Below are 14,160 nucleotides of genomic sequence, written 5' to 3' on the forward strand. Positions count from 1 at the left end.
CAACATGACTGGGATGAATGGCGGCTTGAGATGAAAGCGAACACAGGCTATCTGGCGCCAACCGCAAGCGGCATCACCGCGAACAACAGGCGCATCACCATATGATCCCGAATTTCCTTGTTACCCATTCCGGTGGTTTCCATGCCGACGAACTGCTGTCCAGCGTTATCCTGACCCGGCTTTTCCCGCAGGCTCGCCTGATCCGGAGCAGAGCGCCGGAATGGATCACACCCGGTGCAGACCGGATCATCTACGATGTGGGCGGCGTCTATGACGCTGCCGCGCAGATCTTCGATCACCATCAACGCGGCGCTCCGCTGCGCGAGGATGGACAACCCTATAGTTCGTTCGGATTGATCTGGAAGCATTTTGGCCGCGACTATCTTGCCGCTTCAAACCTTCCTGAAGCGCATATCGACATCCTGCACGCCTCGTTCGATGCCAGCTTTGTGTTGCCGATCGATCTTATGGACAATGGCGCGCTCAGCCCCTCCATCGCAGGGCCGCTGGCAGGGCTGACGTTACCGTCTCTGCTGGAAACCCTGAAACCCGTTTTCGACGAGGTAGGCACGGATGCCGAAGATCGCGCATTCCAAAACGCCCTCGCCATTGCGCGTAGTTTCGTTGAGGCAAGGATTGCCCAAAGCGCCGCAAAATTGCGGGCCGAGGCGCTGGTGCAAAAGGCTATAGAGGATGCGGGCCAACGGCGTATTCTGGAACTCCCTATGGGAATGCCCTTCCGTTCCGCCGTCGTGAAGGCGGGCGCTGATCATCTGCTGTTTGTTGTTCACCCCCGCGACAAGGATTGGTGCCTGACCGGCATCCGACGCGCGGACGAGGGATTTGAGCTGCGGGCAAATCTGCCTGCAGCGTGGGCTGGACTGACCAATCGCGATCTGGAGGCCGCTTGCGGCGTAGAGGGTGCGAGTTTTTGCCACAATGGCCGCTTCATCGCCGCCGCTGCGACGCGCGAGGCGGCACTCGCCATGGCGGAACTGGCGGTGCGTGAGGCTATGTCCGTTGGGCTAGATCAAGTGGCCACGGCTGGGTGATCTTCGACGAAGAGGCGAACGGGGCTGCCAACACAATGGCGGCCAGCATCTTCACAGGCGTCGCACGAGATGCAGGACACCCGAAAGATGACATCCATCTCTCGGGTTCCTAATAGCGTCGGAAATTGAGCCAGGATCAACCAGCCTTGCGGAGCATCTGTCCACGCGCCACGGCTGCCGCCGTCAGCTGCGCATCAAGCTCGCCGGCGCGGATCGCTTCCACGAGCGTATCGATTACGCCAGGCAGCGCACCGAGTTCACCAACCTCGACCGCGTTCTTGTCCTTGGCGAATTCGATGGCCTTGCCAGCGTAGCGCAGGCCGAAGAAGACCTTGCCAGACCCATCCGCGAACCAGGCCGGACGAACCCGCTTCAGCGTCTCGACCTCGACGCGCTGACCTTCGGCGTTCTTGCGGCGAACCATGTGCGTGGGCGCGAAATGCTGACCCGCGATTTTCGCCTCGGCCATCTGCCGCTGTTCGGCCAGCGCGGCAATCATCTTTTCCCGCGCACGCACAACCGGATCGGCAGAAGCGCGAATTGGAGCCGCCGACGTCAACTTGAGAGCCTTGAGATGAGACATGCTGTGATCCTTTCCCAGTATCGTTTCGATAACGAAACAATAAGACCTTTTGGAAAAAGAGCGACAAAAGAGTTGATGACGTCGTATGCGCCGCGCGAATTGGCGAACAGACCGACGCGCTCAATAATGGCCGAGGTTACAATCGTGTGTTTTGCGGCCGCAGTTTGTCTTTCAGGCGTTCGACATCGACCTGCCCGTAATGCTTGTCGATCATTGCAATGGAGGTGCGAGTATTGCGGGCGATATCGTAAATGTCGGCCCCGCCCGCTATCATTTCAGAAATGTAATAGTGCCGCAGCGAATAGGTCGTTCTCGCAACGTCACGAAAATCCTTATGCAGATCACAAGCCTTTAGAAGCTCTGAAAAGCCCTTCTTGAACGATTGAATTCTGCTGCCATCGGCATTTGCGAAAACGGGGTCGCTGTCGTCGGGTTCGCGACCGACTTCTGATTTGAATCGGTCCCAGAGCACGTCAAGCCAGGAAATGACACCGATATGGGGCACAAGCTTGCCATGCTTGCCCTTCCCCTGAACCTGAAACCGAACATCGCGGTCCTTGAGTGCGTCGTTGATCGTTGACCTGAAGCCGATCACGTGCCGCCAATTCAGGTTCTTCATTTCGGTTGGCCGCATACCCGTGCCCGCGCCGATCTCGATATAGGCATGGAGCTTTAGTCGCTCCGACATGACATGACTATTTTGACGAAATTGCCGCCACATGCGGCCGTCGCGGCCATGGATGATCTTTCCATCCAGACTGGGATAAATGCGGCTCAAACTGACCGAGAGGAGTTTTTCGAACTCTTCAGGCGTAAAGCTTGGGCGGCGATTGTCGTTACGTCGGCGGACCTTGAGATCTGGAACCTCCACCTTGCCTGTATATCCCCACTTCAAAGCCTGCTGAAACAAGGCTCTGACGATCACCAGTTCGCCGCGTTGTCGACTGATGGAGGGAACTTCATGGCCAGCTGGACGGCGCATGATTTTGCCGTTGCGCTCGAAACGGATGTACTGAATATCTTTTCCGGGCCCGGTCACCCAATATTGCCGACGCCATTCCAGATATCGCTCCAGATCCGGCTCACGAATCGTCTCGATTGGCTTATCGCCGAAAAAACCAATTAGATAGCGCCGGATCACCGGAGGAAAATCTCGGGGGTGATATTGGCTCCGCTCACCGCGCTCGCTCTCCAATTCGATGAGCTTGATGAATTCTTCCGCCACTTCGGAGAAAGGTCGCTCGACAGCGGAAATGCCGTTTTTTACCCGATAGCTGGCCTCGCCCCAAAGCTCGTACGCCTTGCGGTAAGCCTCGCCTTCGTCCTCAGTCCCCAGGCTCTTCCTGATCTGCTTTCCGCCAGCCGAAAACCGAACCGACCAGACTGTCCCGCCGGGACGTTTAAAGAGGGTGAAAGGCTGGGTGTTTCGCTTCAACATGGCTGGCTCCGAACTGTTACGTTGGTAGCACGCCTGCGCTAATTCTGTGCTAACGCGGTTTTGAGCGCGGCACGAAGCACATTGATATCAAACAGGAATTTTACGCAGTGTGCTAGACATGCGCTAGCTTAAATCCAGCGCGGAGCGCCTCAAAGCACTCATTGTAAAAACCAGCGATTTCAGAGGCTTAAGTGGTGCCCGGGACCGGAATCGAACCAGTGACACGCGGATTTTCAATCCGCTGCTCTACCAACTGAGCTACCCGGGCAACATGCTGTTCGGAGGCTTTTCGTCTCCGCCGGAGCTTGGTTATCTCCGGAACGAGCGGGGTTATAACACCTAATTTTTTGGGCGCAACCCCTGTGACAGTTTTTTTTCAGTTTTTCGTAAGTGCCTTGAAAAACTGGGCTTTTCAGCCTTCATCGCTCCGGGGGCGCCGGTAGTCTTCCTCTGCTTTGGATTCATCTTCGGCCACAGGAATAGCGTAGGAACCCGAGAGCCAGCGCGACAGGTCTAGGTTACGGCAACGCTCGGAACAGAAGGGGTAGGAATCGCGCGTCGACGGCCTGTTGCATTCAGGGCAAGGACGCGCCTTGCGTAAAGGGGCCACGTTGGATGCGGTCATGGCGCGCCCTCGCGCCACTTTTCCTGAAACTCGTAGCCCTCGCCGATCAGCAATTGCGCCGTCTCGTAAAGCGGCAGACCGACGACGCCTGAGTAGGAGCCGGCCATTTTCTGCACGAAACTTCCGGCGAAGCCCTGGATGGCGTAGCCGCCCGCTTTGCCGCGCCATTCGCCGGAATCGATATAGGCCATGATTTCTTGCGACGTCAGCCGCTTGAAGCGCACCTTGGTCTCGACGACCTTGATCCGCGCCTGGCCAGCCGGCGTGATCAGGCACAGCCCGGTATAGACCCAATGGCTGCGTCCCGACAGGAGGTGAAGCGAGGCCGAGGCCTCTTCGACATAATCGGGCTTGCCCAGGATGCGGCGGCCAACCGCCACCACGGTATCGGCGGCGAGGATGTAGCTGCCCGCCCAGGCGGGATCGGTATGAACGGCCTGAAAGGCGGCTTCCGCCTTTTCATGCGCGAGCCGACGCGCCAGCGATCGGGGATGCTCGGCGCGTTTGGGGGTTTCATCGAGATCCATCGGCAAAAGACGATCGGGCGTGATGCCCGCCTGCGCCAGAAGGTCGAGGCGGCGCGGCGAGCCGGACGCCAATATCAGCCGCTGCTTGAGCATGACGGGCGTCTCCCTCGCAGCAGGCGCTTACTTGAAGCGGTAGGTGATGCGGCCCTTGGTGAGGTCGTAAGGCGTCATTTCCACCAGGACCTTGTCGCCCGCGAGAACGCGAATACGGTTCTTGCGCATGCGGCCGGCCGTGTGGGCTATGATCTCATGCTCGTTTTCCAGCTTCACGCGGAAGGTGGCGTTCGGGAGCAATTCGGTCACGACGCCCGGAAATTCCAGTACTTCTTCTTTCGCCATATTTGGGTGTGTTCCTAGATTGTTTGGCGGGCGGCCTTCGGCTCGCCCCCTTTGAATTGGCGCGGAACCTACACAAAAGCTTGGGCTTTGTGAACAGTCCGGGCGGCGGTTTTTAGGCTGAAAACGCCTGTGAAGCAAGAATGGAGGACGCTTTTAGCCCGGGGCCGGAGTTTTGACCGCAAGCCTCTCCCGGATCAGCCGGGTGAGATGGTCCCGCACCTCGCGATACGCGGCGAGGATCTGTTCGCGCGAGCCCGTAGTCGCGGTCGGATCGGGCGTCGGCCAGTAGGTGACGTCCGCCGCCCAGGCGCGGGTGAAATCCAGCGCCGCGTGATGGGCTTCGGGCGCCAGCGTCACGATGAGGTCGAAATAGTCGTCCTCGAGATCATCAAGAAGATGCGGCTGATGCTTGCCGACCGACAGACCGACTTCATCGAGCACAATATCGACGAATGGGTCGCGGTCGCCCCGGCGAACGCCCGCAGAGGCGACATAGACCTGCGGCAGATAGTGACGGGCGATCGCTTCGGCCATCGGCGAGCGGATCGAGTTCATGCCGCACATGAACAGCACGGCGCCTGGTTGTCTCGGCGGCGCGGCGGTTTCGCTCTCCATCCGGATCAACCCCGCCAGTAGAGAACGCAGACCAGCGTGAACAGGCGGCGCGCCGTATCGAAATCGATGGCGACCTTGCCCTTGAGCCGGTCTTCAAGCGTCTGCGAACCTTCGTTGTGGATGCCGCGCCGGCCCATGTCGATCGCTTCGATCTGGCTTGGAGACGCGGAGCGGATCGCTTGGTAATAGCTCTCGCAGATCATGAAATAGTCTTTGATAATCCGCTTGAGCGGCGTGAGCGACAGGATATGCGTCGCCACCGCCTCCCCGTCCGCCGTGGTGATCGCCAGGACCAGCTTGTGGTCGATCAACGAGAGTTTCAGGCGGTAAGGTCCGCCGGCATGCCCTTCCGGGCGGAAGCTGTTTTCTTCCAGCAGGTCGAAGATCGCAACCGCGCGCTCATGCTCGACATCGGGCGTGGATCGCCCGATCGATTCGTCGAGTATGACATCCGACAGCCGAAACACGCCCGCCCCCGTCACGGTCATGCCTCGGGATTGAGACGAATGGCCACTGATCGCGCATGAGCGTCAAGCCCTTCGCATTCCGCCAGAGTGATGGCCGCCGGGGCGAGAACCCGCAGCGGATCCGCCGTGAGCTTCAGGATCGAGGACCGCTTCATGTAATCGAGCACCGAAAGGCCGGATGAGAAGCGGGCCGAGCGCGCCGTGGGCAGCACATGGTTGGAGCCGCCGACATAGTCTCCGATCACTTCGGGCGTATGCCGGCCCAGGAAGAAGGCGCCGGCATTGCGGATACGGTTCATCAGCGCCTCGGGATCGGCGGTGGCGATTTCCAGATGTTCGGCGGCGATGCGATCGGCGATCGGCACAGACGCCTCAAGATCCGCAATCAGAATGACCGCGCCGAAATCGCGCCACGACGCCGCCGCCGTCTCAGCGCGGCTGAGACGCTTCAATTGACGCTCGACCGCCGCCATCACGGCACGGCCAAAGTCTGCGTTGTCGGTGACGAGAATGGACTGGGCGCCGGTGTCATGCTCGGCCTGGGCGAGAAGATCGGCGGCGATCCAGTCGGGATCATTGTCCTTGTCGGCAATCACCAGCACTTCGGAGGGGCCAGCGATCATATCGATGCCGATGGTTCCGAACACCTGCCGCTTGGCGGCGGCGACATAGGCGTTGCCGGGACCAGTGACCTTGGCGACCGGCGCAATGGTCGCCGTGCCGTAAGCAAGCGCGGCAATCGCCTGGGCGCCGCCGATGCGATAGATTTCGTCGACGCCAGCAATCCTGGCGGCCGCCAGCACAGCCGGATTGATCTCGCCGCGCATGGCCGGCACGACCATCACCAGCCGGGGCACGCCGGCGACCTTGGCGGGAATGGCGTTCATCAACACCGAGCTCGGATAGCTGGCGCTGCCGCCCGGAACGTAGAGGCCGACGGCCTCGATGGCCGTCCAGCGCGAGCCGAGCGTGACGCCGAGCGCGTCCTCATAGACATCGTCCTTCGGCAATTGGCGGCGATGATGCTTTTCAATGCGTTCGGCGGCCAGATGCAGGGCGTCACGCACTTTCGGCTCGATTGCCGCATAGGCCGCGTCGAGCTCTTCTCGAGCGACCCGCATGGAAACCTGCGCAAAATCGAGCTGGTCGAAGCGCAGGGAATAGTCCGCAAGCGCTTCGTCGCCCCGCGCAATCACGTCGGCGATGATCGCTTTGACGGTCGCATTCACATCCTCGGAGACTTCCCGTTTCGTGGTCAGGAAGGCGGCGAACCGCGTTTCGAAATCCTGATCGCTGCTGTCCAGCCAAATCGCCAATGCAATCCCCTCTTCACACAGCGCCAAGACCGGCGCTGAAACGCATCACGCCGCCCCGGGATGCCGGGGCTTCATAGCGGTTTCCCATGCCCCGCCGGTATCCGCAAGCTGCGCTTCGATACAGTCCACATGAAGCAGAATCGAGCCGCCTCCGGAGAGCACCAGTTCGACCGAACCGTCCGGGCCCTCCCCCTCCTTGTCAAACAGAATGGCGAGCAACGACAGAACGGCGTCGGAGGCTTTTCTGTCAAAGCCAATCGAGCGGACCGACTTGACCTGCTTGAAACAGAGCGCGGCGCGCCGACGTTCGAAACCCTTTTCGTTGCGGTCGCTGGCTTCCCAGGCAAAACGGTTGGCCGCCAGCATGAAATGGCCGGCGCGCGGCTTAAAATCGATGTCGCCGACCTTGAACACGGCGTCCTGCATCTGCGCCGAGATCACAGTCAGGTCTTCTTCGTCAAGGGCGAGCAGTTTCAGTGTCATGATGTCTGTCCAGCATTGCGGCCCGCATCCCTTGGCGGGCCTCTCTTACTGTCTCAGATAAGAGCGACCCACCCGCTTCGCAACCAGCGCATCAATCGCTGATGCGTTCGACCAGAGCGCCGCAGCGCGTGAGCTTTTCCTCAAGCCGTTCGAAACCGCGGTCGAGATGATAGACGCGCGACACCATGGTTTCGCCTTCTGCGGCCAGACCGGCGATGACCAGCGACACGGAGGCGCGCAGATCAGTGGCCATAACAGGCGCGCCCTTGAGACGCTCGACGCCCTCGATACGCGCCGTCTGGCCGTTGAGCGTGATCTTGGCGCCGAGACGGGCCAGTTCCTGCACATGCATGAAGCGATTTTCGAAGATCGTCTCGGTGATATGCGCCGCGCCATTGGCGCGCGTCATCAACCCCATGAACTGCGCCTGCAGATCGGTCGGGAAGCCCGGATAGGGATCGGTGACGATATCCACCGGCTTGATGGCGCCGCCATGGCCCACGACGCGGATGCCGCGTTCGGTGATGGTGATCTCGGCCCCGGCGCGGCGAATGGCCTCAAGCGCGGTTTCGAGATAAGCGGGGTTGGTGTCGACGATCTCGACATCGCCGCCGGCCATGGCGACCGCCATGGCGTAGGTGCCAGTCTCGATGCGATCAGGCATGACGCGATGGCGCGCGCCCGACAAAGCGGAGACGCCCTCGATGGTGATGGTGGAGGTGCCGGCGCCGGAAATCTTTGCGCCCATAGCGTTCAGGCAATTGGCGAGGTCGACGACTTCAGGCTCGCGCGCAGCATTGCCGATCACGGTGACGCCACGGGCCAGGCTTGCCGCCATCAGCATCACATGCGTGGCGCCGACCGACACTTTGGGGAACGTGTAGCGTGCGCCGATAAGGCCGCCCTTGGGCGCAGTGGCGTTGACATAGCCGCTATCGATCTCGATCTCTGCGCCGAGAGCCCGCAGGCCCTCGATGAACAGATCGACCGGCCGCGTGCCGATGGCGCAACCGCCGGGCAACGACACCCGCGCCTTGCCTTCGCGCGCCAGAAGCGGGCCGATCACCCAGAAGCTCGCGCGCATCTTGGAGACAAGCTCATAGGGCGCGATGACATCGGCGACGGTGCGGCAAGTAAAATGCACAGTGCGCGCATAGGAGCCGTCCTGATGCTCGCGGCGGCCATTCACCGAAATGTCGACGCCGTGGTTGCCGAGAATGCGGATCAACTGCTCGACATCGGCGAGATGCGGCACATTTTCCAAAGTCAGCGTGTCGCTGGTCATCAGCGAAGCGATCATCAGCGGCAGAGCCGCATTCTTCGCTCCCGAAATCGGAATGACGCCATTGAGCGGCCTGCCGCCGACGATCCTGATGCGATCCATGAAATCCTATCCCCTGCGGAGCCGCCTGTTGCGCGCCCGCGAAAAAACCTAGGCCCCTTTAGCGGATTGATCCCAGACATTCAAGGAACGCCGCCAAGGGCGGTTAATCGCGCAAATGGGGGAAAAGTGAGGCGATGCGCTTTCGTCGTTGGACTGTGCTGACTGGTCAACCGGCGTCGCCGTCATCTCCTGACATTAGCGCCCCTGGGCGGGCGTCTTCGGCCCCTTGGCGGCGCGCGCGGGCCTGCAGCTTGCGCTTGGCGAGATTGGCGCGCAGCTCGGCCTTCAACCTGTCTTCACGCTTCTGCCGCAGCGCCGCAGGCTGGCGGCGCTTTTCCTTGTGATCATCTTCATTCTGCATGACGAAGATGTAACGCGGAAAAGCCTATTCGCCAAGCTTCCGAAGCCAGCCCGCCAAAAAACTTTCGTAAAATGGAAATCGGCGCTTGCATGCCCCACCAGACTATGGCAATAGCCCGCCTACCGGACGACGAACGCGCCGCTTCGGTTCAAACGCTGAAACATCAAGCGTTTTCATGGTCATGCTGCCGTAGCTCAGTGGTAGAGCACACCCTTGGTAAGGGTGAGGTCGGTGGTTCAATCCCACTCGGCAGCACCATATTTCTTCAGCATAGTTCACGGGCACACGCAGCGAATTATGCCGTGTGCGTGCGTCCAAAGGCATTCGTTGCCGCAGCCTCTGGGCTTGAAGGCGACGACGACCCACTTCATTCACCACACCGATATTTTCACAACATTACTTTTGAACCAAAGTCGGGGCATTCGTCCCGGGATTTGCCGGGCTCGACCCATTCCCTAAACCCTAAATCGCTTGGCCACGCAGGCGGCCCACAAACGCAAAAAGGGGGCCGAAGCCCCCTTTCCCCAATCCGGATTGGATTAGAACGTGCGCTCGAAGCGGAGCATGCCGTTCCACTGGTCGTTGTCGACCACCTTGTTGTCCCACTTCGTGTAGGTCACTTCCGGCATGATCAGGAGACCAGAAACCGGGTTCCACTTGAGGTTGGCGGCAGCAGCGAACGTGTCGTTGTCGGTGCCTGCGACCTGCAGGTTGGCGGCGAGGTTGTCGGCGGCCTTGTAGCCAACGCCAGCCCAAGCAGCCCAGTCACCCCAACCAACGTAGCCGTCGCCCGGAGCGTAGGCATGAACGCCGCCGGAGTTCCAGGCGCCCATCACGAAGGCCGAAACAGCGCCGAAATTGCCGTCCAAGCGAGCCTTGACAGCGCCTTCTTCAACGCGCTCGTCATAGCCGCCGACGACGGTCACGCCGAAGGAGCCCATGGTGTAGCCAGCGCCAGCGACGACGTTCGGGACGTAGTCCTTGCCGTTGACGACCACATCATATTCCGTCCCGTCAGCGCGGCGACGCGTCACTTCCGTGTCGTCAGCTTCGACTGCGACCACAGCCTTGAAACCGGTGCCGGAATCATAGGTGTAGTTGATCTGGTTGACTTCGAGAACACCGTAGGAGATCACGTCGTCGTTGATGATGTCGCCAGCATAGTTGGTGAACGAGCTGTAGACGGAGTCAACCAAACCGACCTGGAAGCCGGCCATCGAGATGTTCGCCGCCATCACCTTGGTGGTGGTGTGCGTGCCATCGTTGGCCGTACCATCGAAATCGAAGCGGCCGATGAACTGCGTCTTCAGAGCGCCGTATTCGGTGTCGGAAGCCGAATCCATGTAGATTTCTGCGCGCGACTTGGTGTTGTAGCCTTCTTGGCTCTTGACGGAGTAGGAGTCAGCAGCCTGAACGTCGAAACGAACGCGGCCACCAATCTTGAGGCAGGTTTCGGTGCCAGGGATGTAGAAATAGCCGGTGCCGAATGCGTCGCAAACCTTGACATATTCCATGGGTTCCGGCTCGGCGGCAACCACGGCGTCGGCAGCCTGAGCGCCGGAAACAACCGCCAGAGCAGCTGCGGAGCCGAGAAGAAGGCTCTTGATGTTCATGTTGTGAACTCCAGTTCGTTGTTATCTTTGGGTCAGGGCCACTATCACGGAAAAAACACGCCCAACCGCCCCTTGTCCGAAGAAGCGATGTGTCTTGCCCCTTCGAGACAAACATTACGCGGCGATGCCCGCAGACAAAATATGAAAATCGGAAATTACTGTGCTCGCTAAGCTTCTACGGCCCACGCGTGGCGGAAGCGCCACTTCTTTAATCGGAGCGGATCAATCGGGTTGATCAGGCTTGATCGAAATATGCAAGAAAAAGCAATGTCAGTATAAAACGCAAAAAGGGGGCCGAAGCCCCCTTTCCACAATCCGGATTGGATTAGAACGTGCGCTCGAAGCGGAGCATGCCGTTCCACTGGTCGTTGTCGACCACCTTGTTGTCCCACTTCGTGTAGGTCACTTCCGGCATGATCAGGAGACCAGAAACCGGGTTCCACTTGAGGTTGGCGGCAGCAGCAAACGTGTCGTTGTCGGTGCCTGCGACCTGCAGGTTGGCGGCGAGGTTGTCGGCGGCCTTGTAGCCAACGCCAGCCCAAGCAGCCCAGTCACCCCAACCAACAACCTGGTCGCCAGGAGCGTAGGCATTGACGCCGCCCGAGTTCCAAGCGCCCATCACGAAGGCCGAAACAGCGCCGAAATTGCCATCCAAGCGAGCCTTGACAGCGCCTTCTTCAACGCGCTCGTCATAGCCGCCGACGACGGTCACGCCGAAGGAGCCCATGGTGTAGCCAGCGCCAGCAACAACGTTCGGGACGTAGTCCTTGCCGTTGACAACCTTACCAGCAGCGTTGGTGGTGTCATCGGCTTCAACAGCCACGACAGCCTTGAAACCGGTGCCGGAATCGTAGGTGTAGTTGATCTGGTTAACTTCGAAACCGCCGTAGGAGATCACGTCGTCGTTGATGATGTCGCCAGCATAGTTGGTGAACGAGCTGTAGACGGAGTCAGCGAGACCAACCTGGAAGCCGGCCATCGAGATGTTCGCCGCGATCAGCTTGGTGGTGGTGTGCTGGCCATCGTTGTAGGTGCCGTCGAAATCGAAGCGGCCGATGAACTGGGTCTTCAGAGCGCCGTATTCGGTGTCGGAAGCCGAATCCATGTAGATTTCGCCGCGGCTGCGGGTGTTGTAGCCTTCCTGGCTCTTGACGGAGTAGGAGTCAGCAGCCTGAACGTCGAAACGAACGCGACCACCAACCTTGAGGCAGGTTTCGGTGCCGGGGATGTAGAAATAGCCGGTGCCGAATGCGTCGCAAACCTTGACATATTCCATGGGTTCCGGCTCGGCGGCAACCACGGCGTCGGCAGCCTGAGCGCCGGAAACAACCGCCAGAGCAGCTGCGGAGCCGAGAAGGAGGCTCTTGATGTTCATGTTGTGAACTCCAGTTCGTTGTTATCTTTAGGTCAGGGCCACTTTCGCGAAAAAAACCACGCCCAACCGCCCCTTATCCGAAGAAGCGAGGTGTCTTGCCCCTTCGAGACAAACCTTACGCGGCGATGCCCGCAGACAAAATATGAAAGTGACACATTACTGGGCTCGCTAAGCTTTGGTCGTCAAAACCGTGGCGGAAGCGCCACTTCTTTAATCAGATCAGATCAAACGGATTAATCGACTTTGATCGAAAGATGCAAGTTTGGCGGCTCCGGGCGCCAAACACAAAGAAGGGGGCCGCGAGGGCCCCCTTCGAATCTCCGCGAGGAGATTAGAACGTGCGCTGGAAGCGGATCATGCCGTTCCACTGGTCGCCGTCGGCGTTCTTGTTGTCGAACGACGTGTAGGTGACTTCCGGCTGGATCAGGAGGCCAGAAACCGGGTTCCACTTGACGTTGGCGGCGACAGCAAGCGTGTCGTTGTCGGTGCCGGCGATCTGAGCGTTGACCTTGACGTCATCGGCAACCTTGTAACCAACGCCGGCCCAGGCAGCCCAGTCACCCCAGGCAGCGCCCGAACCATCGCCGGGAGCGAAGTTGTTGACATTCTTGCCCGAGGAAGACCAAGCGCCCATCACGAAAGCCGAGAAAGCGCCGAATTCGCCATCAACGCGACCCTTGACAGCGCCTTCATCACGACGCTCGTCGTAACCGCCGACGACCGACACGCCGAAGGAGTCAGTGCTGTAGCCGAGACCGCCGACGACGTTCGGGATGTAGTCTTCGCCGTTGACCACCTTGGTTTCAGCGTCGTTCAGGGTGTCGTCAGCTTCAACTGCGACCGCAGCCTTGAAGCCGGTGCCAGAGTCGTAGGTGTAGTTGATCTGGTTGACTTCGAACTGGCCGTAGGAGACCACGTCGTCGTTGATGATGTCGCCAGCATAGTCGGTGAACGAGCTGAACAGCGTGTCGGCGAGGCCAACCTGGAAGCCGGCGATCGAGATGTTCGCCTGGATCAGCTTGGTGGTGGTGTGGGTGCCGTCGTTATAGGTGTTGTCGAAATCGAAGCGGCCAACGAACTTGGTCTTCAGAGCGCCGTATTCGGTGTCAGAAGCCGAGTCCATGTAAATTTCGCCGCGCGAACGCGAGTTCCAGCCATTGTCGCTGTCGAGCTTGTAGGAATTGGCAGCCTTCAGGTCGAAGCGAACGCGGCCGCCGATCTTCAGGCAGGTCTCGGTGCCGGGGATGTAGAAGTAACCGGTGCCGTAAGCGTCGCAGACCTTGACATATTCCATGGGTTCCGGCTCGGCGGCGACGACAGCGTCGGCAGCCTGAGCGCCAGAAACGACCGCGAGAGCGGCGGCGGAGCCGAGGAGAAGGCTCTTGATAGACATGTTGACCTCCAGTCAAACTTTTAAATTTCGGTCAGGCCGCCTGAAGGCAATCCCCTGAGACCTGACCACCCCGATAAATGAGAGCGGTTCCCCGTTCTCTGAGGTCAGGTTTTATCGAGCTTTCAAAACGGCAAAATATCACAAGCCCAAACATCGACTTTTGTGACACGACTTGTCGCTACGGCTGTGGCGAAGATGTCACGCTTCTTATGTGGGAATAGTATTTTTGTAAGCAATATGAAGGATATATGACAAATACATGACAGGCTCTTACAGCCTCAAGTCACCCGTCCGCACTACATTCAGCCGCAGGTTTCGGATTCGTCCGATGTTTAAATATTGCGGTAGAGCGTGATAAAGAGAAGGGGACCTCTCGGCCCCCGTCACTTCATTCTCACCACTCCGCCACGCTGCCGTCGGCATGCCGCCAGACCGGGTTGCGCCAACGATGGCCCTCCTTGGCGCGTTCGATGACATAGGCTTCGTCCACTTCCACGCCGAGGCCCGGACCCTGCGGGATCGACACGAAGCCGTCCTCGTAGTGGAACACCTCCTTGTTGGAGATGTAATCGAGGATGTCGTTGCCGGT

15 protein-coding genes, 2 tRNA genes and 1 pseudogene are annotated in these 14,160 nt (G+C 59.5%); 2 read left to right on the forward strand and 16 right to left on the reverse strand.

Translation table 11 applies throughout. The annotated features are described in order from the left end of the window. Positions 1–101: 101 nt before the first annotated feature. Positions 102–1,052, forward strand: a complete 951-nt coding sequence (locus M2360_RS26565; protein ID WP_280778408.1) for an MYG1 family protein — start codon at positions 102–104, stop codon at positions 1,050–1,052. A 136-nt stretch (positions 1,053–1,188) separates the two neighbouring features. On the opposite strand, the gene M2360_RS26570 is transcribed toward M2360_RS26565, so the two are convergent. From M2360_RS26570 to M2360_RS26625, 12 genes are all read right to left on the reverse strand, one after another. Next, on the reverse strand, positions 1,189–1,635 hold the full coding sequence (locus M2360_RS26570) for a hypothetical protein (protein ID WP_280778409.1): 447 nt from the start codon (positions 1,633–1,635) through the stop codon (positions 1,189–1,191). 136 nt (positions 1,636–1,771) lie between these two features. Further along, the gene (locus M2360_RS26575; RefSeq protein WP_280778410.1) at positions 1,772–3,073 is read right to left on the reverse strand and encodes a tyrosine-type recombinase/integrase; all 1,302 of its coding nucleotides are present in this window, start codon (positions 3,071–3,073) and stop codon (positions 1,772–1,774) included. Positions 3,074–3,265: 192 nt separating this feature from the next. Beyond that, positions 3,266–3,341 (reverse strand) — tRNA-Phe (locus M2360_RS26580). Positions 3,342–3,485: 144 nt separating this feature from the next. After that, positions 3,486–3,698, reverse strand: a complete 213-nt coding sequence (gene yacG / locus M2360_RS26585) for a DNA gyrase inhibitor YacG (RefSeq protein WP_280778411.1) — start codon at positions 3,696–3,698, stop codon at positions 3,486–3,488. Beyond that, positions 3,695–4,318 carry a Maf-like protein gene (locus M2360_RS26590; RefSeq protein WP_280778412.1) on the reverse strand — a complete coding sequence of 208 codons (624 nt, stop codon included), beginning with the start codon at positions 4,316–4,318 and terminating at the stop codon, positions 3,695–3,697. The genes yacG and M2360_RS26590 overlap by 4 nt, the downstream gene beginning before the upstream one ends. Before the next feature lie 27 nt (positions 4,319–4,345). Beyond that, on the reverse strand, positions 4,346–4,564 hold the full coding sequence (gene infA, locus M2360_RS26595) for a translation initiation factor IF-1 (RefSeq protein ID WP_004435948.1): 219 nt from the start codon (positions 4,562–4,564) through the stop codon (positions 4,346–4,348). Between the two features lie 153 nt (positions 4,565–4,717). After that, complete coding sequence (locus M2360_RS26600; protein WP_280778413.1) at positions 4,718–5,179, reverse strand: low molecular weight phosphatase family protein; 462 nt, start codon at positions 5,177–5,179, stop codon at positions 4,718–4,720. 5 nt (positions 5,180–5,184) lie between these two features. Further along, positions 5,185–5,667 (reverse strand): UPF0262 family protein, encoded by a 483-nt coding sequence (locus M2360_RS26605; protein ID WP_280778414.1) that lies wholly within the window; start codon positions 5,665–5,667, stop codon positions 5,185–5,187. Beyond that, positions 5,664–6,962, reverse strand: coding sequence for a histidinol dehydrogenase (gene hisD, locus M2360_RS26610; protein ID WP_280778415.1), 1,299 nt, complete (start codon positions 6,960–6,962; stop codon positions 5,664–5,666). Before hisD ends, M2360_RS26605 begins: the two co-directional genes overlap by 4 nt. 45 nt (positions 6,963–7,007) lie before the next feature. Further along, entirely contained in the window at positions 7,008–7,448 is a 441-nt protein-coding gene (locus tag M2360_RS26615) for a DUF2948 family protein (RefSeq protein ID WP_280778421.1), read from the reverse strand. Positions 7,449–7,536: 88 nt separating this feature from the next. Continuing rightward, positions 7,537–8,829, reverse strand: coding sequence for a UDP-N-acetylglucosamine 1-carboxyvinyltransferase (gene murA / locus M2360_RS26620; protein WP_280778416.1), 1,293 nt, complete (start codon positions 8,827–8,829; stop codon positions 7,537–7,539). Positions 8,830–8,995: 166 nt separating this feature from the next. Continuing rightward, positions 8,996–9,190, reverse strand: coding sequence for a hypothetical protein (locus M2360_RS26625; protein ID WP_280778417.1), 195 nt, complete (start codon positions 9,188–9,190; stop codon positions 8,996–8,998). Positions 9,191–9,373: 183 nt separating this feature from the next. Between M2360_RS26625 and M2360_RS26630 the strand changes: the two genes are divergently transcribed. Next, positions 9,374–9,448 (forward strand) — tRNA-Thr (locus tag M2360_RS26630). A gap of 281 nt (positions 9,449–9,729) precedes the next feature. Here the strand turns inward: M2360_RS26630 and M2360_RS26635 are convergent. The 4 genes and pseudogenes from M2360_RS26635 to M2360_RS26650 form a co-directional block, all read right to left on the reverse strand. After that, positions 9,730–10,803 carry a porin gene (locus M2360_RS26635; protein WP_280778418.1) on the reverse strand — a complete coding sequence of 358 codons (1,074 nt, stop codon included), beginning with the start codon at positions 10,801–10,803 and terminating at the stop codon, positions 9,730–9,732. A gap of 325 nt (positions 10,804–11,128) precedes the next feature. Beyond that, a complete protein-coding gene (locus tag M2360_RS26640) occupies positions 11,129–12,178 on the reverse strand; it encodes a porin (RefSeq protein WP_280778419.1) in 1,050 nt (349 codons plus the stop codon). Between the two features lie 331 nt (positions 12,179–12,509). Next, a complete protein-coding gene (locus M2360_RS26645; protein WP_280778420.1) occupies positions 12,510–13,571 on the reverse strand; it encodes a porin in 1,062 nt (353 codons plus the stop codon). Between the two features lie 394 nt (positions 13,572–13,965). Further along, positions 13,966–14,160, reverse strand: a pseudogene (locus M2360_RS26650) (D-galactonate dehydratase); the annotation flags it as partial.

It is taken from the genome of Rhizobium sp. SG_E_25_P2 (assembly GCF_029892285.1).
Lineage (GTDB): Bacteria > Pseudomonadota > Alphaproteobacteria > Rhizobiales > Rhizobiaceae > Rhizobium_E.